This window comes from Acinetobacter harbinensis, from assembly GCF_000816495.1.
Taxonomy (GTDB): domain Bacteria; phylum Pseudomonadota; class Gammaproteobacteria; order Pseudomonadales; family Moraxellaceae; genus Acinetobacter; species Acinetobacter harbinensis.
This window is the reverse complement of record NZ_JXBK01000001.1, coordinates 262827-289472: the sequence shown is the minus strand read 5'-3', so window position 1 is coordinate 289472 and position 26646 is coordinate 262827. Positions and strand designations below refer to the sequence as shown.

Annotated in this window: 18 protein-coding genes; 11 read left to right on the top strand and 7 right to left on the bottom strand. The window is 43.2% G+C overall.

The window, feature by feature from the left end; genetic code table 11:
• Positions 1 to 54: 54 nt before the first annotated feature.
• Positions 55 to 840 (bottom strand): putative porin, encoded by a 786-nt coding sequence (locus SE27_RS01450; RefSeq protein WP_039620207.1) that lies wholly within the window; start codon positions 838 to 840, stop codon positions 55 to 57.
• A 584-nt stretch (positions 841 to 1424) separates the two neighbouring features.
• Here SE27_RS01450 and prfB point away from each other — a divergent pair.
• The 5 genes from prfB (at position 1425) to SE27_RS01425 (ending at position 6379) form a co-directional block, all read left to right on the top strand.
• A protein-coding gene (gene prfB / locus SE27_RS01445) for a peptide chain release factor 2 (protein ID WP_148308906.1) occupies positions 1425 to 2520 on the top strand; the annotation gives its coding sequence in 2 pieces (ribosomal slippage) (positions 1425 to 1496 and positions 1498 to 2520; 1095 coding nt in all).
• Positions 2521 to 2748: 228 nt separating this feature from the next.
• Positions 2749 to 3051: an ArsR/SmtB family transcription factor gene (locus SE27_RS01440; RefSeq protein ID WP_039620204.1), complete on the top strand. Its 303-nt coding sequence runs from the start codon at positions 2749 to 2751 to the stop codon at positions 3049 to 3051.
• A 39-nt stretch (positions 3052 to 3090) separates the two neighbouring features.
• Positions 3091 to 4167 carry an alkene reductase gene (locus SE27_RS01435; protein ID WP_039620202.1) on the top strand — a complete coding sequence of 359 codons (1077 nt, stop codon included), beginning with the start codon at positions 3091 to 3093 and terminating at the stop codon, positions 4165 to 4167.
• Between the two features lie 106 nt (positions 4168 to 4273).
• The gene (locus SE27_RS01430; RefSeq protein ID WP_039620200.1) at positions 4274 to 5572 is read left to right on the top strand and encodes a 3-deoxy-D-manno-octulosonic acid transferase; all 1299 of its coding nucleotides are present in this window, start codon (positions 4274 to 4276) and stop codon (positions 5570 to 5572) included.
• Between the two features lie 93 nt (positions 5573 to 5665).
• A complete protein-coding gene (locus SE27_RS01425) occupies positions 5666 to 6379 on the top strand; it encodes a 16S rRNA (uracil(1498)-N(3))-methyltransferase (RefSeq protein ID WP_039620198.1) in 714 nt (237 codons plus the stop codon).
• Here SE27_RS01425 and SE27_RS01420 read toward each other — a convergent pair.
• Positions 6353 to 7339, bottom strand: a complete 987-nt coding sequence (locus SE27_RS01420; protein ID WP_039620196.1) for a mechanosensitive ion channel family protein — start codon at positions 7337 to 7339, stop codon at positions 6353 to 6355. The genes SE27_RS01425 and SE27_RS01420 overlap by 27 nt on opposite strands.
• 107 nt (positions 7340 to 7446) lie before the next feature.
• Positions 7447 to 8028, bottom strand: coding sequence for a DUF805 domain-containing protein (locus SE27_RS01415; RefSeq protein ID WP_039620194.1), 582 nt, complete (start codon positions 8026 to 8028; stop codon positions 7447 to 7449).
• A 290-nt stretch (positions 8029 to 8318) separates the two neighbouring features.
• Here SE27_RS01415 and acs point away from each other — a divergent pair, with 290 nt between their 5' ends.
• Both acs and SE27_RS01405 read left to right on the top strand, forming a co-directional pair.
• Positions 8319 to 10259 (top strand): acetate--CoA ligase, encoded by a 1941-nt coding sequence (gene acs / locus SE27_RS01410; protein ID WP_039620192.1) that lies wholly within the window; start codon positions 8319 to 8321, stop codon positions 10257 to 10259.
• A 335-nt stretch (positions 10260 to 10594) separates the two neighbouring features.
• Positions 10595 to 11245 (top strand): response regulator, encoded by a 651-nt coding sequence (locus SE27_RS01405; protein ID WP_039620190.1) that lies wholly within the window; start codon positions 10595 to 10597, stop codon positions 11243 to 11245.
• A gap of 120 nt (positions 11246 to 11365) precedes the next feature.
• Here the strand turns inward: SE27_RS01405 and SE27_RS01400 are convergent, their stop codons facing one another.
• Positions 11366 to 12133: a hypothetical protein gene (locus tag SE27_RS01400; protein WP_039620187.1), complete on the bottom strand. Its 768-nt coding sequence runs from the start codon at positions 12131 to 12133 to the stop codon at positions 11366 to 11368.
• Positions 12134 to 12539: 406 nt separating this feature from the next.
• Positions 12540 to 16037: a PAS domain-containing hybrid sensor histidine kinase/response regulator gene (locus SE27_RS01395; protein ID WP_039620186.1), complete on the bottom strand. Its 3498-nt coding sequence runs from the start codon at positions 16035 to 16037 to the stop codon at positions 12540 to 12542.
• Between the two features lie 184 nt (positions 16038 to 16221).
• Here SE27_RS01395 and SE27_RS01390 point away from each other — a divergent pair, with 184 nt between their 5' ends.
• From SE27_RS01390 to SE27_RS01375, 4 genes are all read left to right on the top strand, one after another.
• Entirely contained in the window at positions 16222 to 16554 is a 333-nt protein-coding gene (locus tag SE27_RS01390; RefSeq protein WP_039620183.1) for a DUF485 domain-containing protein, read from the top strand.
• 1 nt (position 16555) lies between these two features.
• Positions 16556 to 18271 (top strand): cation acetate symporter, encoded by a 1716-nt coding sequence (locus SE27_RS01385; RefSeq protein WP_039620181.1) that lies wholly within the window; start codon positions 16556 to 16558, stop codon positions 18269 to 18271.
• 340 nt (positions 18272 to 18611) lie between these two features.
• On the top strand, positions 18612 to 19301 hold the full coding sequence (locus tag SE27_RS01380) for an ion channel (RefSeq protein ID WP_039620179.1): 690 nt from the start codon (positions 18612 to 18614) through the stop codon (positions 19299 to 19301).
• Positions 19302 to 19475: 174 nt separating this feature from the next.
• A complete protein-coding gene (locus SE27_RS01375; protein ID WP_039620177.1) occupies positions 19476 to 21446 on the top strand; it encodes a BCCT family transporter in 1971 nt (656 codons plus the stop codon).
• A gap of 62 nt (positions 21447 to 21508) precedes the next feature.
• Here SE27_RS01375 and omp33-36 read toward each other — a convergent pair whose 3' ends face one another.
• Both omp33-36 and uvrA read right to left on the bottom strand, forming a co-directional pair.
• Positions 21509 to 22387, bottom strand: coding sequence for a porin Omp33-36 (gene omp33-36, locus SE27_RS01370; protein WP_264673633.1), 879 nt, complete (start codon positions 22385 to 22387; stop codon positions 21509 to 21511).
• A 1756-nt stretch (positions 22388 to 24143) separates the two neighbouring features.
• The coding region (uvrA, locus tag SE27_RS01365) for an excinuclease ABC subunit UvrA (RefSeq protein WP_455549951.1) at positions 24144 to 26646 on the bottom strand (2503 nt) is incomplete at its 5' end.

The following is a 26646-nucleotide window of genomic DNA, read 5'->3' as shown; positions in this document are numbered from 1 at the left end:
AAAATAGCTTATTCGTAAATAAGCTATTTTCTGAAAATTGAATTTTATGTGGTATTAGAAGCGATATTTCGCTGCTAGACCAAAAGAATTGTAGTCATTGTTACCGATTTCACCAAAACCAACACGGCCTTCAAGGCTAACTTGTTGATTAAAGAATTTACGTGCATTAATACCAAATTCATTTTGATCGGCAAGATCGTTGTTGTAGTAATCCACACCCACGCTTAAGGTTTTATCAATGAAGTAATCTGCAGCAACATTGAACTCATCTAGATCACCAAATGATGCGCCAGCTTCTAAGTTAATGTCATTACCGTTGCTTAATTGAGTTACATATTTAGCACGAAGCGTTGGATCGACACCATCATCATTGTCGTTGTCATAACCTTTAAGACCCAAGGCAATCAATAGACCTGGTGCAGGCAGATAACCGACTTCAGCTGCATAATAAGTGGTATCAAGGTCAAATTTTTGACCAGCTATACGATACTCAGTGTTGTTACGGCTTACGTCACCACCTAAATAAAAATCTGAATTTGGTACATAATATTCTGCGCCAATACCATAAGTATTGTCATCTGTATCACCGCGGTCAGCAAAGGTTGCATGCGCGTTTACATTGCTGGCACGGTCAAGGAACGCGGCTTCAGCAAGTGGGGCATTACGAGTTTGAACGGGGTTGAAGTAGTATGTACCATCAATACCAAAAGCATTACCTGAACTACCATTGTCTGGGTCGATATAAGCAGCTGATGCACCTACTTCGGATTGGTATGCATGTGCTGTACCTGTAACTGCTAGAGCAGAAAGAAGTGCTGAAGCAATGGCTAATTTTTTCATGAATACTACCCCTTAAATTTGTGGTCGAAAATAATACATTTTTTGTTACAACTTTAAGTTTAGAGTAAAATGAAACGAGGTCAATCATTGCAAGGTTACAGAAGTGTTGCTAACGTAATGTTGTGTAAGTATTTTGAGTTAAATAATTGATCAATAACAATTAAATCAAATGTTTTGTTTTATTAAAATTGTGTGTATTTGATGAATTTAACGCGGTTTTTAATAAATAATTAAGAATTCTGTAACAGAACAATTTTTTTAAAATAATCAAATTCATCGTTAAAGTAAGGGCGATGGTTTGTTTTCTGACTAAGTTTCTTCATCGCAACAATGTTGTATAGAGGTCATTAGCTTTTAGGCAATGTGAGGGATTTTTGAAGCAAAGTTGAGTGGTGTTTTTAACTATCCTGCTGCGATCAATGCTAAAAAGTATACCTTTAAACACTTAATTTAATCGATTCAAAGTGAATTAAAACCATATTGATACTACTACTCTTCCAATGAAATGGCGACAAAATAGCATCTATGCTCTGTGGTATAATTGCGGGCTATTTAAGCCCAAATTCTGATTGAGAGTAATTCGCGTGGAAATTAATCCTTATCTAATCCAATTAAAAGACTTAAACGACCGTGGTCAAACATTACGGGGGTATCTTTGACTACGATCTGAAAAAAGAGCGTTTAGAGGAAGTTCTGCGTGAACTTGAAGACCCGAACATTTGGAATGATCAAGCCCGTGCACAAGCCATGGCCAAAGAAAAAGGCGAGCTTGAAAATGTACTGAATGTGTTAGAAGGTTTATCTACGCAACTTGAAGATGCTCAAGCGATGTTGGATTTGGCCGTTGAAGTCGATGATGAAAGTTTACTTGAAGATGTGCAAGCGGAATTAAATACGGCTGAAGATGAGTTGGCCAAACTTGAATTCCGCCGTATGTTTAGTCATCCCATGGATCCGAATCCATGTTATGTGGAAATTCAGGCCGGTTCAGGCGGAACAGAAGCACAAGATTGGGCATCCATGCTGCTGCGTATGTATCTGCGTTGGATTGAACGTCATGGTTTTAAAGCCGAAGTGATGGAAGAATCCGGCGGTGATGTGGCCGGTATTAAGTCCGCCACGATTCGTGTTGAAGGCGACTATGCCTATGGTTGGTTGCGTACTGAGTCTGGAGTACACCGTTTGGTGCGTAAGTCGCCATTTGACTCAGGTAATCGTCGTCATACTTCGTTCTCTGCAGTATTTGTCTCACCTGAAGTGGACGATAATATTGAAATTGATATCAATCCTGCAGATGTGCGTACTGATACTTATCGTGCCTCGGGCGCGGGTGGTCAGCACATTAACAAAACCGATTCTGCGGTACGCTTAACCCATGCGCCGACGGGTATTGTGGTGGCTTGCCAAACGCAACGTTCACAACATGCCAACCGTGATCATGCGTGGAAGCAGTTACGTGCCAAATTATATGAGCGCGAAATGCAGATTCGTAATGATGCTGCACAGGCTTTAGAAGACACCAAGTCCGATATTGGTTGGGGCAGCCAAATTCGCTCTTATGTACTTGATGATTCACGTATTAAAGATTTACGTACCAGTGTCGAAAGCTCCAATACCGGTGCGGTACTGGATGGTGATTTAGATAAATTTATTGAAGCCAGTTTAAAACAAGGTCTTTAAGTTTATTTTAAAAAACAGAGGCTGGTCCTCTGTTTTTTTTGACTTTAAAATAACCCCGGTGCGCTGATCTAAGTCCTTGCATAGAGCATGCTAGAATAGAAAATACTGCGACACAATGATGGCAATTTACAAAAGAAAGCATTGCATCGAATAAAAACGATATAAATATCGTAAAAAATAGATATAATGATTTTGGTAAGGTGCTGATCATGACATGAGTGAAATGAGATGGACACAGAAGCAATTTATAAAGCCTTGGCAAACCCGATTAGACGTCAGATTCTGCAATGTTTAAAAGAACCTGAGCGTTATATTGCCGATGAAGAATGCGGCACTGATTTTAGTCGTGGGGTCTGTGCAGGGCAGATGGAAAAAATTGCGCCTATCTCTCAATCGACCATGTCAAATCATTTATCCGTGCTGCAACAGGCCGGTTTAATTGAAGTGACGAAATACGGACAATGGTCGTATTTTTCACGCAATGAAGCACTGATCCAAAAATTTCTACAACATTTGCAGCATGCGCTTTAGACCTTAATCCGTCCAAGTATGCTGTAAGAGGATTGCTTGATGACAGATTTTTCAACCCCAATTCAATTTGGTGAACTTAAACTTAAAAACCGTGTGGTGATGGCGCCATTAACGCGCAGTCGTGCCAGCGTTGATCGGGTACCTACGGCAATGATGGCCGAATACTATGCGCAGCGGGCCAGTGCCGGATTGATTATCTCCGAAGCGACCGTTATTTCAGAAGCCGCCAATGGTTATGAAAAAACCCCCGGTTTATTCAGTGATGCTCAGGTTGAAGGCTGGAAAAATGTTACTCATGCCGTGCATGCCAAAGACGGTTTGATTGTGGCGCAGTTGTGGCATGTGGGCCGTGTTTCACATCCAGATTTATTGCAAGGCGCTACGCCAGTTTCTGCCAGTGAAGTGAAACAAGCCGGTTATGTCAGCTTATTGCGTCCAAAACGTGAATATGTGGTGCCCCGTCCGCTGGCTATTTCAGAGATTAAAGCCATTGTTGAAGAATATAAACAAGCAGCGATTCGCGCCAAAGCCGCCGGTTTTGATGGTGTAGAACTGCATGCCGCCAATGGTTATCTGATTGATCAATTTTTACAGACTTCAACCAATACACGCACTGATTGTTATGGCGGTTCAGTTGAAAATCGTGTGCGTTTTTTACTGGAAGTGGTTGATGTGCTGATTGAGGTCTGGGGTGCAGGGCGCGTGGGTGTACATTTAGCGCCACGCGGCGATGAGCACGATATGGGCGATGACGCTCCACGTGAAACCTTCGGTTACGCCATGCAAGAATTGGGTAAACGTCAGATTGCTTTCTTCTTTACCCGTGAGTATTTGGCCGATGACAGTATTAGCTTAGAGATGAAAGCACGAGCGCAGGGTGTGCCGTATATCGCCAATATGCGTTTAAGTCGTGAAGATGCTCTGGATTTATTGCGTTCAGGTCAAGCTGAGGCTGTATCGTTTGGGAAGGCCTATATTGCCAATCCCGATTTGTATGAGCGTTTGGTGCAGGATGAAGAACTGAATGAATTAAACTTAGAACATATGATTGGTACGGATGTGGCTGCAGGATATACCGATTATCCTTTTTTAAATAAGCAGTTGCTTGAGAGCTAAATCTTTGCCTGAAATAGAATAAATTTAACCACAGAGCAGAAGGCATTAACTTATGCAGGCTGCTCTGTTATATTTTGCCGATTAAAAATCATCTGAGGCAACGTGTTTGGCTACTCCTTTTTGGTATAACGCAGCATTATCCCTCATTAAGCCTTTGTATCAATGGAAGATTAGGAAACGTGCGCTAAATGCCGAGCAATGTCAGCAAGAATGTCTAGAACGCTTTGGTCCTTTTCAAGCACCAAAAAATCGGCATGCGATCTGGTTTCATGTGGTGTCTGTCGGTGAGACCAATGCCGCACAGCCATTAATTGAACATTATCTTCGCTTGGGTCATGCGGTGTTGGTGACCAATACCACCAAAACGGGACAGGCACGTGCCAAAGCATTATTCTCAACTGCAGCGTATGCCTCGTTATTCCAAGCGGTGTATTTACCGGCCGATCAGAAAAGTTTAGTACAGGCATTTTATCAAAAATATCAGCCGAAATTATTGCTGTTGATGGAAACAGAAATTTGGCCGAATTTAATTGATCAAGCCAAACACTTTAACGTGCCGTGTTTATTGATTAATGCGCGTCTTTCAGAAAAATCAGCCCAAGGCTATGCCAAAGTAGCTGCCTTAACCCACGGTATGCTCAGCGGTATCGATCGCTTATTGGCGCAAGATCAGGCCACTTTACAGCGTTACCTTGAATTGGGAATGGCGCCGGATAAAGCGCAGATATTGGGCAGTATTAAATTTGATATTCAAGCCCCTGAAAGCTTTATTCAACAGGCTGAAGTGCTTAAACAACAGTGGAATTTGTCTAAGCGTCAAGTGATTACGCTGGCCAGTACCCACGCACCAGAAGAACAAAAATTACTCAGTGCATTAAAACCTTATTTGGTTGATCATCCAGAGCTTTTAATCATTATCGTACCGCGTCATCCAGAACGTTTTGATGCAGTGTTTCAGCTTGCACAAGATTTACCGCTGACAACCCAGCGCCGCAGTCTAGGACAAAGGATCGAGGCCGAAAGCCAAGTGTATTTGGCCGATAGTATGGGCGAGATGTGGCTGTGGTATGCTTTAAGTTGTGTATGCTTTGTGGGTGGTTCACTGAATGAGCCGGGCGGTGGACATAATATTTTAGAGCCGATGGCACTGAATATTCCGACAGTGATTGGGCCGAACTATTTTAATTTTCAAACCATTGTTGATGAATTGATCAAGGCGGATGCTATTTTGCTTGGGCAAGAGGTGAATCAAGTGGCTGCGCAGTTAATCCAGTGTGTGCAGCAACCTGAACAAGCCCAGCGCTTAAGTGAGCATGCCGCAGCGATTATGCAAAAAAATAGTGGCTCATTGCAAAAACATATTCAAGTGATTGATGAATATCTAGCTAAAAAGCCTGCCTTTTAAGCGCAGCGAACTGACCAAAGTTGTTCTGCGCTATCGCTTTTTGGGTCGGCGCGCTTCTGCTTATTTTTTGATTCATACCATTAAGTGCTCATCATGAATATCGTTCTTTTAGACCCGCGTCAAACTCAAGCTGCGCTTTGGTCGATTACTTCCAAACGTCAGCTGGAACATCTACAGCAACATGTAAAAATTCAGGTCGGCGACACGCTTAAAGTGGGAATTCGTGGCGGCAAGCGTTATTGCTGTGAAGTGATCAGCGTGGCGGAACAGGCCATTCAGGTAAAAGCGCTGTATGAAGAAAATGTCCCCAAAAAATTACCGGTGACTTTAATTGTGGCGATGCCACGTCCGAAAGTGCTACGCCGTTTAATCATGGATAGCGTGACTTTGGGGGTGGAAAAAATTATTTTATTGCACAGTTATCGGGTTGATAAAAGCTATTGGCAAAGTCCCTTTTTGCAACAATTAGAGCAATATATCACGCTCGGATTGGAGCAAGCCGGTGACACGATTGCCCCTGAAATTGAAATTTATAAACGCTTTAAACCGTTTGTTGAAGATGTCTTGCCGCATTTAATGAGCGCAGAGTGTCCAGCCTATGTGGCACATCCTTATGCTGAAACCACAATGCCATTTGCGCTTAAGCATCCGTGTAGCATTGTGATTGGCCCTGAAGGTGGATTTATTCCCTACGAGATTGAGTTGTTGGTCAACAACGGCTGCCAAGCAGTAAGTTTAGGTAACCGTATTCTACGCACCGAAACCGTGATTGCGTATGTATTAGGACGACTGTTCTGTACGCTTTGATGGAGGCGAGGAAAGGGCTGCATCTGCGCCATAGCCTTTAACTTGCTGTACTGGATAAGCAATGGAAATACCATTTTCAGCAAAGCTCTGAATCACTTGCTCTTGCACGGTGCTCATCGAGCTAGACGTGCCGGCTTCGCTGGTATTGACCCACCACTGTACTTTGAGTTTGACTGAAAAATCGGTCAGTGCGCTGACATTTACGCTAAAACTCGGTTGGCTTAAAATTGTCGGATCATTGTTTAGAATCATAAAAATAATCTTTTTGGCTTTTTGAATATCATCTTCATAGCCAATGCCGACCATAAATTCACAGCGTCGGTTGGGGTAGGCCGTATTTACGGTAACCGCACTGGCATACACCGTTGCATTGGGAATCACAATACGTCGTCCATCTGGTGAGCGTAAATAGGTGGCGCGAATCTGAATGTCTTCAACCGTACCTTCCATACCCGACACCACAATGGCATCGCCAATTTTAAATGGTTCACCAAGTAAAATCAGAATACCGGAGAGTAAGTTTTGGAAAATATCTTTAAAAGCAAAACCAATTGCCACCGAGCCGATGCCTAAAGTACTCATCATTTGACCCGGCGTAAATCCGGGAATGGTAATCACCATGGCAATCAAGAAACCAATAAAAATAATTGCTGAACTACCAACACGGTTCAGCACCAAGACCAAGTTTTGTTTGGTATATGAGCGATCATTTAAGGTTTTACGAATAAAAAATTTAAAGAGTTTGGCCAACAAGACAAAAATGGTGAACACAATCAGCGCGATTAACAAATACGGCATTCGTTCCCAAAATGCAGCAATAAAGCTATCGATTGTGGCATAGGCATCGTTATATTTAGCGGTATGTTGGATGACACTTTGCGTAGTTTTTTCACTGGCGTCATGTAAAAGCTGTGAAGTGCCTTGCGTCACTTCAGTTAAGGCATTATTGGGCTCTGCCACGGGACTTCCAAATCTAAATTATTGCCGACCATTTTGCCTGAACTTGCAAAAAAATTAACCTATGATTTGTGAGATTACGCTGCTTTTATTTCTATTGACGCCCGCCTTTAAAAGTAAGCCGTGCCTTTTTCAATCACCTGTTGTGGGGTATTGATCTCACCACTTTGAAATTGATAGGACATCAAACTGCCAGACACAATAAAACTGAGCAGCGTGAGAATAATCATCAGCCATGCCAATATTTTCTCCCAAATGGCGGTCATCCGCACCGGTCCATAACGATTGCTGCCCGTGCTACCTGAACCGAATAATAAATATAAGCTCAGCAGTACATTCAAAATGGGCAGTAGAAAAAACAGACTAAACCAACCACTGCGGTTCATGTCGTGCAAGCGGCGAATAGTGATCACCCATAAGAAATACAGATACAACAGAAAAATGACACTGAAGCCCAGTCCAGTCATGCTGCTTAAGGTATTTAATGACAGATGAGTCATTGACCACTGCTGCAGGTTCAGCAGGCCCAACGCCAAACTCAATGCGATGCTGGCAAATAGGGTCATTAAATGAATAAAACCATACCAAGCGATGGCGCTTAAACGGCCAAAACGACCGCTTACAGATAAAGGCTGGTCATGACGGGGCAGCGGCGGTGGCGAAAAAAAGGGCGAGGAATCGTGCGGCATCATACGCTTTTTTGTCCCGAATCAGGTGAAGGTCAAAAGACTGGATTTTATTTCATTATTTCAGCAGCCTCGGCTTAAATTATAAGAGCAAATAAACAGATTAGATACGAATCAGTGCCACTTTGTTGTTGTATATCATCAGTGCTCTGTGCTTTAACTGATATACAAAACTACGACCAAAGCAGGATTGAGCTGGTTGAAAAATAATCGCCATACTGCGGATATGCAATGAATAAGATCAATAACCTGCAAGAGCTCTCGTGATGAGATGAATAAGATCAAGGACGTGCCGTATGAAAGAGATCTATCCTGTACCCGAAGAATTTCAAAAAACCGCTCGCACCAATGAGTCCGAGTATTTCCAGCGTTATCAGCAATCTATCAATCAGCCTGATGAGTTTTGGGCTGAGCAAGCCCATAAGCTTGAATGGATAAAGCCGTTCAGCCAAGTTAAAAATAGCAGTTTTGATCCGAATCATTTTAAAATTGAATGGTTTGCCGATGGTCAACTTAATCTCAGTGCCAATTGTTTAGATCGTTATTTAAAAGAACATCCGCATAAGCCTGCGATTATTTGGGAAGGCGATCATCCTTCGCGACATAAAATTATCTCTTTTAAAGAACTGCACGCTGAAGTGTGTCGTTTTGCCAATGTGTTAAAAAAATATGGCGTAAACAAAGGTGATCGTGTGGTGCTGTATATGCCGATGGTCTCTGAAGCGGCGATTGCCATGTTGGCCTGTACCCGCGTGGGTGCGGTGCATTGTGTGGTGTTTGGCGGCTTCTCGCCAGAATCGTTGGCCAGTCGCATTGAAGACAGCCAAGCCAAAATTGTGATTACCGCCGATTCAGGCATGCGCGGCGGCAAACCGGTGCCGCTCAAAAAAAATGTAGATACCGCGCTACAGATTCATGGCACAGACTGCGTGCAACACGTGGTGGTGGTGCATCGTACCGGTAATCCCATCCATCTAGAGGACGGGCGTGACCTGTGGTATCACACTGAAATTATGGCGGTCAATGACATTTGCCCGCCTGAGCCGATGAATGCGGAAGATCCTTTATTTATTTTATATACCTCAGGGTCGACCGGTAAACCCAAAGGCGTGTTACACACCACAGGCGGCTATTTAACCTATGTAAATTGCACCTTTAGAGAAATATTTGATATCAAGCAAGATGACGTGTTTTGGTGTACCGCAGATTTGGGCTGGATTACCGGCCATTCGTATATGTTATATGGGCCGTTATCCAATGGCACCACCAGCGTGATGTTTGAAGGGGTACCGCAGTATCCGACATGGGCGCGCACCGGTCATATTGTCGATAAACATAACATCACGGTTTTATATACCGCGCCCACCGCCATTCGCGCCATGATGCGAGAAGGTGACAAGTTCGTGCGTGAAAGTGACCGCAGTAGCTTGCGTCTGATTGGTTCAGTCGGTGAGCCGATCAATCCTGAAGCATGGAATTGGTACTATAGTGTGGTCGGTGAAAGTCGTTGTCCCATTGTGGATACGTGGTGGCAAACCGAAACTGGTGGGATTATGATTTCACCTTTGCCCGGGGCTACCGCATTAAAACCCGGTTCAGCGACACGGCCATTTTTTGGGATTCAACCGGCCATTGTTGATGCTGAGGGCAAAGAGTTGGCCGGTGAAGCGGAAGGGAATTTGATTATTAAAGATTCTTGGCCGGGGCAAATGCGCACCATTTGGGGCGATCCTGAGCGTTTTATTGAAGCCTATTTCTCAACTTATCCGGGGGCTTATTTCACCGGTGATGGCGCACGGCGCGATAAAGATGGCTACTACTGGATTACCGGTCGGGTGGATGATGTACTGAATGTTTCCGGTCATCGCTTAGGCACGGCTGAAGTGGAAAGTGCTTTGGTGGCGCATCATGCCGTGGCAGAAGCTGCTGTGGTTGGCATGCCGCATGAGATTAAAGGACAAGGGATTTGCTCTTTTGTCACCTTACAAGCCGGCACTGAGGAATCGGAGGAGCTGCGTAAAGAACTGATTGATTGGGTGCGTAAAATCTTAGGCCCGATTGCCACACCGGATGCACTGCATTGGGCACCGGCCTTACCCAAAACGCGTTCCGGTAAAATTATGCGCCGTATTTTAAGAAAAATTGCTGCCAATGAATTGGATACGCTGGGCGATATTTCCACCTTGGCTGAGCCACAAGTGGTCGAGGCGTTAATCACCACTGTTCATGCGCGTTGATTGTTTTATCACCCTACCGCCGTACTTAAGCCGGCGGTAGGCGGCTTTAAGCGCGCAGTAATAGCGATGAATATAAACAATCATCTAGGCAGTATAAAAATATAATCAGTTGAAATTAAAAGTGATATTTTTGAGCAAGAGGCACGGGATTAAGGGCGACTCAACAGCCTTTTATAGGTTAACTACAGCTTATATAGGCTGCTAAATTGGAATAAAAGCACTATTTTTGCCAAAACAGTGCAATATCGCCTAAAAAATTAATTCATGGCATATCCTTAAGCCTGCGAGTGTGGTTAGAATAGCCATCACTGTGCACAGGATCTTTCATATCGCTTATGAATATTTTAATCGTTGATGATCATCCGTTATTTCGTCATGCTTTGATTCAAGCTGTGCGTTATAGCTTACCGCAAGCCCAAATTAGTGAAACCGCGGCAGTAAATGAGTTTTATGAACGCCTTGATAATGGTCCAGAGCCAGATTTGGTGTTGTTAGATCTTAATTTACCGGGAGCATCCGGCTTTTCAGCGTTGGTTCATGTCCGTGCACAATATCCGTTAATCCCGATTCTCGTGGTCTCGGCACACGAAGAAACCTCGATTATTCAGCGTGCTATTGCGCATGGTGCCATGGGGTATATTCCGAAATCGGCGCATCCAAGCTTAATTGGTGAAGCCATTCGTCACGTGCTAGAAGGCGAGATTTGGTTACCCCCTAATTTCCCACCGAATATGAATTTTGATCCGCGCGCAGCAGATGAAACTGCTTTGGCAGAACGAATTCAATCATTGACGCCGCAGCAGTTCCGCGTCTTGATGATGGTGGCAGAAGGCTTGCTCAATAAACAAATTGCCTATGAATTAGATGTTTCGGAAGCGACCATTAAGGCGCATGTCACCGCAATTTTCCGTAAATTGGGCGTACAAAATCGTACTCAAGCAGTCTTGGCCATCAGTGCATTAAATATTGAAGAAAGAAAAATCTAAACGGTTTTTATTCAAAAGATCCGCTTTATTCACCTGACGCAGTGAACCGTACAGCTTGAGTGATAAGATTGAAAAAGGCACCCGTTGAAGGTGCCTTTTTTGAATGCTTAAAATTCTGACTTAAGCGACGCAGCTTCTTTTCGGGGTGAGATCGGTACAAAACAACGGATTGAGTGCGCTGTGTAAATCATCAATTTGTTCTTGAGAGACATAATCTTTTTCTTTTAAATAGGCCGCCACGCTGTCATCGTGCAAACTTAAAAATGCCGCATCATAGACGCCCAATTCCACAAATAAAGCGGCGGTTTCTAAGCTGTTAAAACGTTCTAAATAGACTTCATCGTCATACATTAAGAACACATGCTCTTGTGGACTGTGCGGATTGATGTGTAGATGCTGAGCCAATTCAATGGGCGAGGTTTTAATGAACAGAAGGTCGGACAGTTCATCAAATTGGCTGATGTCTAATTGGTTTTCATGGGTTTTAACTTTGCCAAGCCACGCTTTAAAGACCAAGACCGCACCGCCTCTTAACAGCATGCTCCAAATTTGATAACGTACCGCCTCACTAAAACCTGCGGCCTCGCTTGCCAACACTTGAATCAGTTTTTCTTCTTGTTCGGCCAAACGCTCAAATAAACCCAAACCTTGCGGTTTATAGGCAGTCGGACTAAAAACATCAAAATTTAACGCATCAAAAACCTGTAAAGCCAGTGGCACGGCAGTGTGATAGAGCGTATTTAAGGCTTGGATGTGCAGTGGCGTTAAGGCGCTCGATTGAAACAGTTCGTTCCATTGGATATCGGGTAACAGCGCATTACTGCCATATTGGCGATAAAGCTGCTGTGTCTGATCATGATTGCTTGGAATAATTTGAGAAATATTCATGTTGAACTCCAATACTATTTCTGTCGATCAATGCTTTATCCAACAAATAAATGATAGATGCTGAGTAAAACTGATCTGTTCTGGCTCTAGTGTATGGTTAAGCCGAGGGTGCAACAAAATAGGACTAAAGTTGTAGAGTGCGATATTCGTCTTAAAAAGTGCTGTAAAAAGATCAGCTTGAAAAATTGTAAGTAAGTATACCGCTGTGTATCGAGGCATTTGGTAGGCTTTGCCATAGAAAAATTCAAGGTGAAATTTTTGGTCAATGGATCGCCAGTTAAAACGCAGGTTTTTGAGTTATTTTGCCTAAAGGCCAAAATCTATCGCCAGCACCTGTAACGGTTGGTGTGTTTATGTATAACAGCGTGCATTTTAAGGGCTTAAAATGCACGCTTGCACTACCGGTTTAATCGCTAGTACTGGAGATTTTTAAGCCCGATAACCATGCGCGTAAAGAGGCTGGCTTTAAGGGTTTTCTTAACAACACAATATTCAGCTCTTTTAATTGCTGCGGCAGCTCTTGATCAGAATCTGCAGTAATCAGCGCCACAGGCACTTGTGCTTGACGGTTTTGCAAAATAAAGTCCAAACCCATTTTTTGGTTGTTTAAGTGCTGATCGACCAACCAGACCTGAATATTTTCCTGCTGAATTAAAGCCAAGGCTTGTTCGGGTTCGGTGGCTTTAAACACTTGATAGCCCCATTTGCTGAGTAAGGTCGACATGCCCTCTAAAATGGTTTCATCATTATCTAAACATAAAATTTTATAGGCCTTACTTTTTAATGGAATGGCTTGTGCCGGCATGCTCACCACTTTGGGCGGCTCTACAATGGGCACTTCAATCATAAAGCATGAGCCTTTGCCGTATTCAGAATAAACCTGTACCGGATAATTCAGCAAACTGGTCATACGCTGCACAATGGCCAAACCCAGTCCTAGGCCTTGTTCGCCCCAAGGCGAGGTGTGGCCACAGCGCTCAAATTCCTGAAACAGTTTAATGCGCTGTTGTTCTGCAATACCCGGGCCGGTATCCCACACCCCAATCCGAATATGCTGCGGCTTGCTGGCCGAACGAAGTACACCAACAATTACTTTGCCTTTAGCGGTGTAGCGCAGGGCATTGCTGACAAAATTTTGAATAATACGCCGAATCCACTGCGGATCGGTATCAATCCAAAACTGTGCATCATGTACGCTCAAGCGAATGCCACGCTGGGCGGCAATGGATTTAAATTGCAGTTCAAGATCGCTGAGTAAATCATGCAGTGGATAAGACTGCCGTTTCGGCTGAATGGTGCCGCCTTCTAAACGGGCAATATCCAGCAGCGCCGACAACATACTCTCTGCACCATACAGCGCACGATCAAGTTGCTGTAAGGTTTTACGGTCTTCATCGGACTGCACGCTTTGTTCTAAAGCGGTACTAAATAAACGCGCAGCATGCATCGGTTGTAACAGGTCATGACTGGCAGCGGCAATAAAACGACTTTTCGACATATTGGCGCGATCTGCCAATTCACGCGCCAATTGTTGCTCGCTCAGTGCATTGGCCAGCTGACGGGTACGATCTTGCACGCGACCTTCAAGCAGCGCTTCATTTTCACGAAATGCAGTGATGTCGGCAAAGGTGGTGACAAAGCCACCGCCTTCAATCGGATTGCCGCGCATTTGAATGACGCGGCCATCTTTACGAATCCGTTCAAATTCATGCGCATTGCCCAGTGCCATCCAGTGAATACGTTTGCGCACATGCTCCTCGACCGAGCCTGGACCACATTCACCGCGTTCTGCGTTATAGCGAATTAAGTCGGCAATCGGACAACCGACGTAAACCAAATCTTTCGGGTAATCAAACAGTTTTAAATATTGATTGTTCCATGCCACCAAACACATATTTTCATCGACCACACTCACGCCTTGGGTCATGTGATCAATCATGGTCATGATCAAGTTTTGATTAAAGCGTTGCCACTGCGAGGCTTGGTCTAAAATATTGGCCACTTGACCCAGCGCCAACCCATTATTGACCATCGCCGTGGTCAGTAAAGTCCGCGCCGAAGCGGAACCAATGGTGCCGGCCAAGTATTGCTCGGTAAAGCGCCACCACATGCCATTGGCACTGCTATTTTCATTTAAGATGACATTATTTTGCGTACAAAATTGCCGAAAAGCGTGTGTGGTTGGCCCTTCGCCGGTGATGCGTTTGGCTAAGGTAATTAAATCGCCCACTTTTAAACGCGCCACGTCATGATTGAGATAACTGATATCGCTTGAAGTGGTATGCGTGGGCAGCGGCTTGGTCTCGTAATAAAAAAAGCTTTCTGCCTGAATTTGTTCGGCAATACTGGGACGAAAAATTCGTGACACCCAAATATACAAGACAATATTCAAGCCCAACGACCACACCACGCCATGCGTCAATGCGGCAAAAGACTCAAAGCCCAGTAAGGCCTCTGGTCGTAACCAGTGAATCCTCAATGGACCCAGTGTTAAAAATTGCTGCGCAAAATGGCTGTATTCAAGCGGTAGACTACGCAGTACCGTGGGTAATAATAAAGTGTAGGCCCACAGAAAAAAGCCACTCAGTAAGCCGGCATAGACGCCTTGTTTACTGCCACCACGCCAATATAATCCGCCAATCAGAGCAGGGGAGAACTGGGCCACTGCACTAAAGGCCAATAAGCCAAACACCGAGAGTTGGTCGATATCGTTAAAGAAATGAAAGAATAAAAAGCCCAGTAACATGACCGCTAAAATACACACACGGCGGGTAAATTTCAGCACCATCGGTAAGCGTCGGTCATGACGTGACAAAATGCCGCTGCGCCACAGTGCGGGCATAATCAAATCGTTACTCAACATAATTGACAACGCAACCGATGAGACCAACAGCATACCGGTGGAAGCAGAAAAACCACCGAGAAAAGCCAACAACGTAAGCCAATCTTGGTTGTAACTCAGCGGTAGTGATAACACCGCCACATCGGGAATGGCCAAGAAATGTGGCGCGGCATGTAAGGCCCAACTGGCAATGGGAATAATCGCCAGTGTGGTGAGAATCAGATAAGTGGCAAACCAACGCCGTGCCCCGCGAATATGTTTTTCATCGCGTAGCTCAACCACAGCCACATGAAATTGCCGAGGCAAACAAATAATTGCCAATGCGGCCAAGACTGTTTGTACCCAAAAGGTTTCCGGTACACCAAACAACTGCACCTCTTTAAAGGTGTCCGCCACATCACTGCTAATTTGCGTTAAATTGCCCGGTGCTTCAAAAACAAAAAATAATGCCACACACAGCAGCGCAAATAATTTAACAAAAGATTCAAATGCCACCGCCAACATTAAACCGCCATGTTGTTCGGTATTGGCAATTTGCCGTGTGCCAAAGATCATGGCCAAAATGGCTAAAATGCCGGTCAGGAACAGCACACCATTGGTGGTACCTTCCAAACCAGTGCCTTGTTGCAACACCACGGCAGCGCTTAAAGCGATGGCGCGCAGTTGTAGCGCCAGATAGGGGATAATGGCAATCACCGCCAAAATGGTCACCAGCGAAGCTAAAGCGCCACTCTTGCCATAACGTGCCGCAACAAAGTCGGCAATGGAGGAAATCGCATGATGCTGACGTACACGACCTAAGCGCCGCCAAATATCATAACCGACACCGACAAAAATCAAGGGGCCCAAATAAATCGGTAAGAAGATAATCCCTTCACGCACCGCCGCACCGGTTGCCCCATAAAAGGTCCAAGATGAACAATACACGCCTAAAGTGAGGCTAAATAAAAACATACGGCCACGTGTGCTTAATCGACTGGCGTGTTTCTCCCCATAAAATGCACAGATAAATAATAATGCGATATAGAGGGCGAGCACCCCAATAATAAGCCAGCTGTTCATATTGCCCAAAGTGTAAAACTATATCGTAATCATACCCTATCTGATAATCTGCATCGCCGACTTGATTAAAATTTAAAGACCAAAGTATTAATTACAACAACCCTACAAGATTGTTAAGTTAGGCGACGGAATAATTCGAATTAAAAATAGTGTCTAGCGTTAGGCACAAACAGGAGAATGGATTATGGATGAGAGTAAAGTAGAGCAGATTCTACAGAATCCAAAGTTTAAAGAAATGGTTGCTAAAAAGAGTCGTCTCAGTTGGACTCTTACAGCAATTATGTTGATCGTTTATGTTGGTTTCATGCTGTTGGTTGGCTATAACAAAGAATTTTTAATGCAATCTTTTGACGGTGGTGTGATCACTATCGGTATGCCATTGGGTCTCAGTATTATTGTATTGTCATTTGTATTGACTGCGGTGTATTCCTATATCGCCAACTCTAAACTTGATCCACTAACACGTGAAGCCATGAAAGAAGTGGAAGCGATTGCCAACGAAAAAGGACAGCATTAAGATGAAATGGAATTCATTGAAAGCGCAAGCACTGGCAGCATCAGCGCTGCTTATGTCAAATATGGCTATGGCCGGTCCAGATTTAGGTGCCGCTGAACAGCAAGCCACCAACTGGCATGCCATCATTATGTTTGTGATTTTTGTGGCCTTTACTTTGGTGATTACCAAATGGGCCGCCAAGCAAACCACAAGTACCTCAGATTTCTATACTGCTGGTGGCGGTATCTCAGGTTTTCAAAATGGTTTAGCCATTGCCGGTGACTACATGTCTGCGGCCTCTTTCTTGGGTATTTCTGCACTGGTTTTTAGTTCAGGCTTTGATGGCTTGCTGTACTCCCTTGGTTTTATGGTGGGTTGGCCAATCGTATTGTTCTTGGTGGCTGAACGTCTGCGTAACTTGGGTAAATTCAACTTATCTGACGTAGTGTCTTTCCGCTTAGAAGAAAAACCAGTGCGTACCTTAGCCGCTGTAAGTTCATTGGTGGTGGTTGCATTCTATTTGATCGCTCAAATGGTGGGTGCAGGTCAGCTGATTAAATTACTGTTTGGTTTGAACTACAACATTGCTGTGGTGATTGTGGGTCTTCTGATGATGGCTTACGTAATCTTTGGCGGTATGTTGGCCACCACGTGGGTACAGATCATCAAAGCGGTGATGTTGCTTTCAGGTGCGACCTTCATGGCCTTTATGGTGATGAAGAATGTTGGTTTCAGCTTTGCAAACATGTTTGAACAATCGATTCAAGTCTTCAGCCAAGTGCATAACATTGGTCTAGCCGAAGCGGGCAATATCATGGGGCCGGGTAAACTTGCCGCCAATCCAATTGATGCCATTTCCTTAGGTCTTGCATTGATGTTTGGTACTGCGGGTCTGCCACATATTTTAATGCGCTTCTTTACGGTAAAAGATGCCAAAGAAGCACGTAAATCCGTTGTGGTTGCAACCGGCTTCATTGGTTACTTCTATCTATTGACCTTCATCATTGGTTTCGGTGCGATTCTGTTTGTATCAAACAATCCACAATTCCTTGATGTTGCTAAAATGGCAGTGACGGGTAAATTAGAATTGGTCGGTGGTAACAACATGGCTGCAGTTCACTTAAGTGATGCTGTTGGCGGTGACTTGTTCATGGGCTTCATTTCAGCAGTGGCATTTGCCACCATCCTTGCAGTTGTGGCGGGTTTGACTTTATCGGGTGCTTCAGCAATTTCGCATGACTTATATGCAAACGTCTTCAGAAAAGGTCGTACGACGCCTGAATCTGAACTACGTATGTCTAAAATTGCAACTTTAGGTTTAGCTATTTTTGCCATGATTTTGGGTGTCTTGTTCGAGAAACAAAACGTAGCCTTCATGGTCGGTTTAGCATTCTCGGTTGCTGCATGTGCCAACTTCCCAGTACTGGTGCTTTCAATGTTCTGGAAAGGTTTAACCACTCGCGGTGCTGTCATTGGTGGCGTTGCTGGTTTAGTTACAGCCGTAACCTTGATTATCTTATCTAAAGCCGTTTGGGTCGATACTTTGGGTATCTCGGATACACCAATTAACCCACTGAATGGTCCTGCAATCTTTGCAATGCCATTGTCATTCATCTGCTGTTGGTTGTTCTCTGTGACTGATCATTCAGCACGTGCTACAGCTGAACGTAAAGCATTTGATGCACAGTTTGTTCGTTCACAAACAGGTATTGGTATCTCGGGTGCTTCAGATCACTAAGCTCTAGCACACGATCATAAAAAGGTCCCTACGGGGACTTTTTTATGGCCTGTCTATTTGTCCTGATTGATTCTGAAGTGTTTCATCGCCGCTTTATTTATACATACACAAACACAGAGTTTACTCTAAAATTAGCGCTTATCTTGGATTTTGAACAAGCATAATAAGATCTACCATAGCTAGTAAATGGCGACAATACAGCATGTTAAAAGCTGTATTTTGGGATGTGATTTATACAAATCTTTCACTGGTGTAGACAACGGTTTATGCTAGTTTAAGCAGAGATCAACCATAGAAGAGCACAATGCTAAATAAAAATAGTCCGGCCATGGAGCGCTAAATGCAGGCTTTAACTGACGTATGGAAAGCATTTCGTTTACTGCCTTCAGCATGGCTGATTGTATTGCAATTCATGATTCTGATCCTCTCGGTGGTGGTCAATTACAGCATGACCTATCGTACCTTAAGCTGGCTTTTAGGCGTGTTCGTGCTTTTAGTGATTGCCAAAGTGATTCGACAAACTCCGATGTTTACTATTTTAGGTCTTAGTTTTGTCGGTGGGGCCGTGTTGTTTTCATCGCTGATGTTGGTCGGTGTCAATCATGTGATGATTCAAATTACCGCACATGCCTTTGAGGCCGCAGCCTACTTTAGTGCCGCCTATGGGTTATTGCGTTATATGTTTGAAGATCGCTATTTAACCAAAGATGAATTATTTGCGGCAGCGGCGGTATTTACCCTACTGGCGTGGGGATTTGCATTTTTATACAGCATCTGCCAACTGATCATTCCGGATAGTTTCCAAAATTCTAATATGGATGGTTTGCAGACTTGGCTGAATTTATTGTTTTTAAGTTTTAGTTTGCAATCGGCTACTGGACTGTCCGATTTGGTGCCGATCAGTGCGCCGGCTCGGGTCTTGGCCATGTTTCAAATGTTCACTGGCGTGATGTACTTGGCCTTAATTGTATCGCGCTTGATTACTTTGCAATACATCGCGCATTTACCTAAGGATGATCGCTCGAATTAAAAAAGCAACGCTAAATAGTGTTACAGGAATGTAACTGCTTTAGAGGAATCATTAATTTATGATGCGTTTGAGTTTTTATTTATTTCAATCGAGCTCGTCTTTTATTCATCCTTGATGAATGTTCTGTCTGACCTCGCGGTCTGTCACATTAATTAAAATATCAATGGGGGATCTATGCCTTCCAAAAGTCCATCTTGGTTTGCCAATGTCAATCCAAATGTGTTTTTAAGTACGGTCATTATTATTGCCATTTTTTTGGCAGTGGTTATTTTAGCACCCAACTCCTTTGAGCTTATTACCCATAATCTCAATCAATGGATTACCGATTCCTTTAGCTGGTTTTATGTGTTATCGGTGGCCATATTTTTAATCTTACTGATTTATATTGCCCTATCCAGTATGGGGAAAATCAAACTTGGGCCAGAGCACAGTGTGCCGATCTACAGCAACGGCTCATGGTTTGCAATGTTGTTTACCGCCGGTATGGGCATTGGACTGATGTTCTTTGGCGTCGCCGAACCGGTGATGCACTATGCTTCACCGCCCAGTGGTCAAGGTCAAACGCTAGAAGCTGCTCAGCAGGCGATGCGCATTACCTTTTTCCATTGGGGTTTACATGCGTGGGCCATTTATTCTGTGGTCGGTCTGGCACTGGCTTACTTCGCCTATCGGCATAATTTACCGCTTAAAGTACGTTCGGCATTGTATCCGCTGATCGGGCAAAAAATTTATGGCCCCATCGGGGATGCTGTAGACACCTTTGCCACCATTGGTACCATCTTTGGTGTAGCCACCACCTTGGGTTTTGGCGTCACGCAAATCAACTCCGGTCTAAATTACTTATTTGGGATTGAACAATCCTCTACCATACAAGTGCTGTTGATTGTGGTGGTCAGCATCATGGCATCGCTGTCGGTGTTTTTGGGTCTAGATAAAGGCATTAAGCGGCTATCTGAGCTGAATTTACTTTTGGCCGTGATTTTATTGTTGTTTGTATTTTTCGTCAGTTCACCGATTTATTTACTGCAAACCACCATTCAAAATGCCGGTCAATACGTCTCTAATTTATTCACCATGACCTTTAACTTATATGCTTATCAGTCGAATGGTTGGATTGGTGGCTGGACGATTGTCTATTGGGCATGGTGGATTTCTTGGTCCCCTTTTGTGGGGATGTTTATTGCACGCGTCTCTAAAGGCCGTACCATTCGTGAATTTATTGTCGGTGTATTATTAATTCCAAGTGGTTTTACTCTCATTTGGATGGGCTTTATGGGCAATGCTGCGTTCTACAGCATTCTTCAAAAAGGCAACGATTCTTTAATTGCTGCGGTACAACGTGATTCATCGGTGGCATTGTTTGAGTTTTTATACACGCTGCCGTTGTCTGCGGTCACCAGTTTGGTTGCGACATTATTGGTGGTTCTATTTTTCGTGACTTCAGCCGATTCAGGGGCTTTGGTGACTGATTATTTAACCTCGAAATCAGAAAACTCACCCATTTGGCAACGGCTATTTTGGACCATGATCATGGCGCTTTTGGCCATCGTATTGTTGTTAGTGGGTGGCTTAGGCGCACTGCAATCTGCCACCATGATGAGTGCATTACCCTTCACTTTTATTATGTTATTTATGTGTTGGGGCTTGGTCAAAGCCTTGCGCCTAGATGTGATTAAAATGAATGCTTTGCAAGATGCCCGTATCACCCCACGCGCCATTCATAATCCGCGCAGTTGGCAGCAACGTTTAGGTCTAATTATGCATTATCCGCATAGTGAAGATGAAATTAAGCAGTATATTTCAACGCATGTTTTAAGCGCTTTTCAAAATGTAGAAAAAGAGCTTAAGCGTCGTCAATTACAGGTCTCTATTGACCCCATTGAGGGTGGTCTGCAATTAAGCGTTGACCATGACAATGAGATTAATTTTATTTACCAAGTGGTTGCACAGAAAACCTTGCCTCCAAGTTTTATGGCAGAGTCTAATCCTGATGAAACCCAATATTATCAAGCGGAAGTCTTTTTAAGAGAAGGTGGACAAAACTATGATGTAATGGATTGGACGTTAGACGATTTATTGCAAGATATTATCGATCAGTACGAACGCCATTTATATTTCTTAAGTTTGGTGCGCACCCCTGAGTAAAAGTAACCGATAAAAAAAGGACTCTATAGAGTCCTTTTTTTATCTTCCGTTTCTAAGATAACTTAGAAGCGGAATTTAGCATTTACGCCAACAGTTTGCGTATCAAGCGCTAGTTGTTCAGCATTTGCATTCACATAGCTTGCACCCACGGCAACCGCAGGTGTGATGAAGTAATTTACGTTCACGCCCCAAGCCGAATCCGGAGTTTCAGCAAAGCTTGATTCAGCATAAGACACACCCATGCTTAATTTAGGCGTTACATATAAATCAGTTTTTAACTGATAAGCCGTGTCATCACCATAGACCAAACCAGATTCAAAACCGATTGCCATGTTGGTATCATCGATTGCGCCGACATATTTAACACGGGCAGTAATTGCATCTTGGTCTTGACCAATCGTGTCCGATTCAGCCGCTGCTTTCACAACGCCATTGTTCATGATGTTGAATGCATCTAATGAATATTGATTAGCAACACTGGTATAACCGACCGCCATCAAGAAGTTAGGAATAACAACAGCACCCACTTCTACCGCATAACGGTCGCCATTGTCGTCTGGATTGCCGCTTTTACCATCGGTATGGGTATGGTTATAAGAAGCGCTGGCATATACCGGAACAACATTTGTTGGGATATAAGCTTCACCTTTTACACCGTAAGTGTGTGAGATCAGTTCTTTTGTGCCATCTTGGTCATATTCGCCGTAGTTATAGGCAATAGATACATTAGATGCTTGGTTTAAAAACGCTGCCTCAGCCAACGGACCTTTAGATGAATCTACATTTTTATAGTAGTAAGTCCCTTGTACTGCACCAGTAAAGTTTTTGTCATTTACGGTGTTGTCGATGTACTCAGATTGACCTTGTAATTCAAATTGATACGCTTGAGCACCGGTCATGGCTAGTAATAAGGCAGTGGCTAAACCGAGTTTCTTCATAATAATTACCAGTTTGTTTGAAAATGGATTAAACAGTGTCCATTGTATTGTAACAAAACATTAAGTCAATGATCTAAAAGATGATTATCTTGTTGAGCTTTTGCTCTAAATATTGTATTAGATAAAAAAATACAATTTTATTGAATGTGAAAGCAGTAAAAAAACTTTTTAGAACAAACGACTATATGTATCAAACAGGTTACTTCTGTTAGGTCTTATGAAACAAAAATGAATTTTTTAGAATGTAAAATATGATCAAAAAACAAGAATTAATGGTAATAAACAATACATTAAATCGGGATATTGTGACTAATTTAACTTATTTTGAGTATTCGGCTGATTAAAGCAAAGAATTCAACAGAAAAGCATTTTAATTTGCCTATAAAAGCAGCAAAAATGTTTTGATTGCTTGGAGAAATAAGAATAACACCCAATTTTATCAGCCATAAATACAAAGCTGACTGTTTCGATAGGCTTTACTTTTGCGCTGATTTTCATCATAATATTGCTATCAGTTCATGTTACATTGAATTAATGTGATGCGATCTAATTCTCCATGAACAATTTTTGTTTTTATACCCCAACTTTCCCCAAGGTTGGGGGTTTTTTTTGTCAAAAATTTATCTTCTGCTGTGGTACATGGTTTTAATCAGAGCTTAGCAGGCTAAAATTTAAACTGAGAGCAACAGGCTGTGACATTGTTGATTTGCATATAAAGTGCAGCATTAACTCTGAATGTTTATAAAATCATATTATTGCACTATATTAGTGCTTTATTTGTGAGTCATCCTAGAGCTTTCAGAGATGAAAAATCAAAAAACCCCATTTTTCAAAGAAAAATGGGGTTTTTTGATTTAGATTTCGGATAAATCAGAACTTCTGCTGAGGAATAATTCTGACTTGCCCTAATGCGGTGCATTATGCACCTATTTGTGGCAGCTGTAAATATTTTATTGCACGATAGATTGTTTTTTTATGCGCTTTAATGGAAATATTAATTCAGCCAAAATCGGATTAAAGCGATAGCGCGATAAAATATAAATGCTGAACAGGCGATAGCTGACAATAAAGGTGATGAGCTTGGGAAAAATAGCAATTGGCCTTAGAGATTTTAGCTACACTGGCTTGATTCGTGTATCGATCAGATAAAAAAAAGCCTAGTCGATTAGAGTGACTAGGCTAGAAAGGGATGTTTTTAAATGATGGGAGAAAACATCCGAGGTATAAAAGTGCTTAAAGTCTAAGTAACAATGACTTAGTCTTTGTGGCTATATGGTTATTATGCGATCAAATTGAAATTTAATAAAACAGTTAAAAGTTATGTTACTGATCTAATTTTTCGATGTTGAACACAAATTAAAAATAAGTTTCTTATTATAAAAGGTAATTTTACTAAATTTACATTTGGAAAATTAAAAAAACAATAGAATTAATTTTTATAGCGTTGTTGCTTATAATCAAATAAAGAGAAAAGGCCTATTATTTTCGGTTTATCCAAGTCGAAAAGGGTCTGGTTTTAATTGCATGGTCTTAATCGCAGAAATAGAGCCACTTTAAGATATGCGCTATGTTGGTATCAATGGATTAACTGGCGAGTTTATTTGGCTCATGCAAGAGCTGTATTCATTATTTAGAAATTCTTTTTGAATAATTTCACCAATCGATTTGTATCCATTTCTTTGTGAAAATCGCATAAAACGCACAATAAAAAACGGTGAATGAATCACCGTTTTAGCATAGATCTAATTAAATTTAGAGCTTATTTCAACAATGCCTTTAAGAACGTGGCGGTATGGGAAACCGTACTTTCAGCAACGTCCTCTGGTGTACCTTCGGCAATAATTATCCCGCCGCCAGCACCGCCTTCAGGGCCTAAATCAATCACCCAGTCAGCAGTTTTAATCACATCCAGATTATGCTCAATCACAATAATGGTATTCCCCTTATTGCGTAGCTGATGCAAAATATCCAACAGTTTGGCAATGTCGTGGAAATGCAGACCGGTGGTCGGCTCATCTAACACATATAGTGTTTTACCCGTATCACGTTTGGCCAGTTCACGCGCCAATTTGACGCGCTGTGCTTCACCGCCAGAAAGGGTTGTTGCCGATTGACCCAAGCGAATATAGCCCAATCCCACTTGCGTTAAAGTTTCAAGACGACGATGAATCACTGGAATCGCTTCGAAGAAATGCATGGCATCTTCAACCGTCATGCCCAAAACATCGGAAATATTTTTGCCTTTATAGCCCACTTCCAAGGTTTCGCGGTTATAACGTGCTCCATGACAGGCATCACACGGCACATACATATCGGGTAAGAAATGCATGGCCACTTTAATCATGCCGTCGCCTTCACAAGCTTCACAACGTCCACCTTTGACGTTAAACGAGAAACGACCCGCCGCATAACCACGTGCTTTGGCTTCAGGGGTTTGTGCAAAGAGTTCACGAATTGGGGTGAATAAACCGGTATAGGTGGCAGGATTGGAGCGCGGCGTACGACCAATGGGGCTTTGGTCAATATCCACAACTTTATCTAGAAATTGTAGACCATCAATAGAATCAAATTTTTCTGCGGTTAAGGTGGTTGCGCCATTGAGCTGGGTTGCTGCAAGCGGCAAAAGAGTACGATTAATTAAGGTCGATTTGCCTGAACCGGATACTCCAGTCACGCAAGTCATAATGCCGAGGGGAATGGTTAAATCGACGTTCTGTAAATTATGCCCCGATGCACCCATTAACTTAATACGTTCCTCAGGTTTTGGCGGTTGCACACGTACTTTTGGCACTTCAATTTTTAACTTACCGGATAAATACTGCCCCGTCAGCGATTTAGGGTTGGCTAAAATTTCTTCATAGGTGCCTTCAGCAATAATATGCCCGCCATGCACACCTGCACCGGGGCCAATATCAATAATATGGTCGGCGGCGCGAATGGCATCTTCATCATGCTCGACCACCAATACCGTGTTGCCTAAGTCGCGTAGGCGCACCAAAGTTTCCAATAAGCGGTCATTATCACGTTGATGCAAACCAATCGATGGTTCATCTAACACGTACATCACGCCCATCAAGCCGGCACCAATTTGTGAGGCCAAACGAATGCGCTGTGCTTCACCGCCAGATAAAGTTTCAGCGGAACGCGATAGACTTAAATAGTTCAAACCGACCGAGACTAAAAAGTGTAGACGTTCACGAATTTCTTTAAAAATTTTGTCGCCAATTTCGCCTTTGGCCCCTTCAAGCTGTAAATCTTGATAATAGCTTTCGGCATCGCCAATCGACATTTTGGTGACTTGGGCGATGGTCTTGTCCAAAATTTTCACATTACGTGAGATTTCATTCAGACGTGAACCATCACAGACATCACAAGCGGCATTAGACAGATACTGTGCTAAATCATCGCGCACATAGTTGGATTCTGTCTCGCGGTAACGACGTTCCAAATGCGGCAAAATACCTTCAAACGCCTGTACGCGGGTATGTTTGCGGCCACGTTCATCGACATAACTTAAATCGATTTTGTCTTTGCCGGTGCCGTGTAAAAATTTCTTTTGCGTATCGGCATCCAGCTCATTCCATGGCGTATCCAAAGAAAAGCCAAAATGTGCCGCGACTTTTTCAATCATGCCGTAATAATACGGACGTTGTCGGTCCCAACCACGGATTGCCCCTTGGCTAATGGCCACTTCAGGGTTCGGAATCAGTTTGTCGGTACTAAAATGACTGCGTGTACCTAAACCATCACAGGCCGGACAGGCGCCAAAGGGATTGTTAAAGGAAAATAAACGGGGCTCTAATTCACCGACGGCACGGTCACATTTCGGACAAGAATGTTTGGCTGAAAATACGCGATCGGCTTGTTCAGCATTCATCCACGACAACGTGGCAATATCGCTACCCAAACGTAATGCCGTTTCAAAACTTTCGGCAATACGGTTACCCAAGTCATCACGGACTTTAAAGCGATCGACCACCACTTCAATGGTGTGTTTTTTCTTTTTATCCAGCTCCGGTGGTGGATCAATATCCATCACTTCACCATCGACACGCGCGCGCACAAAACCTTGGCTTTGCAGTTGCTCAAATAGATTGCTGTATTCACCTTTACGCTCACGCACCACCGGTGCCAGTAGCATCAGTGCTGTACCTTCATCTAAGTGCTTAACTGCATCGACCATCTCAGAAATAGTTTGTGCCACCATCGGTAAATCATGTTCAGGACAATAGGGCGTTCCGACACGGGCATACAGCAGACGT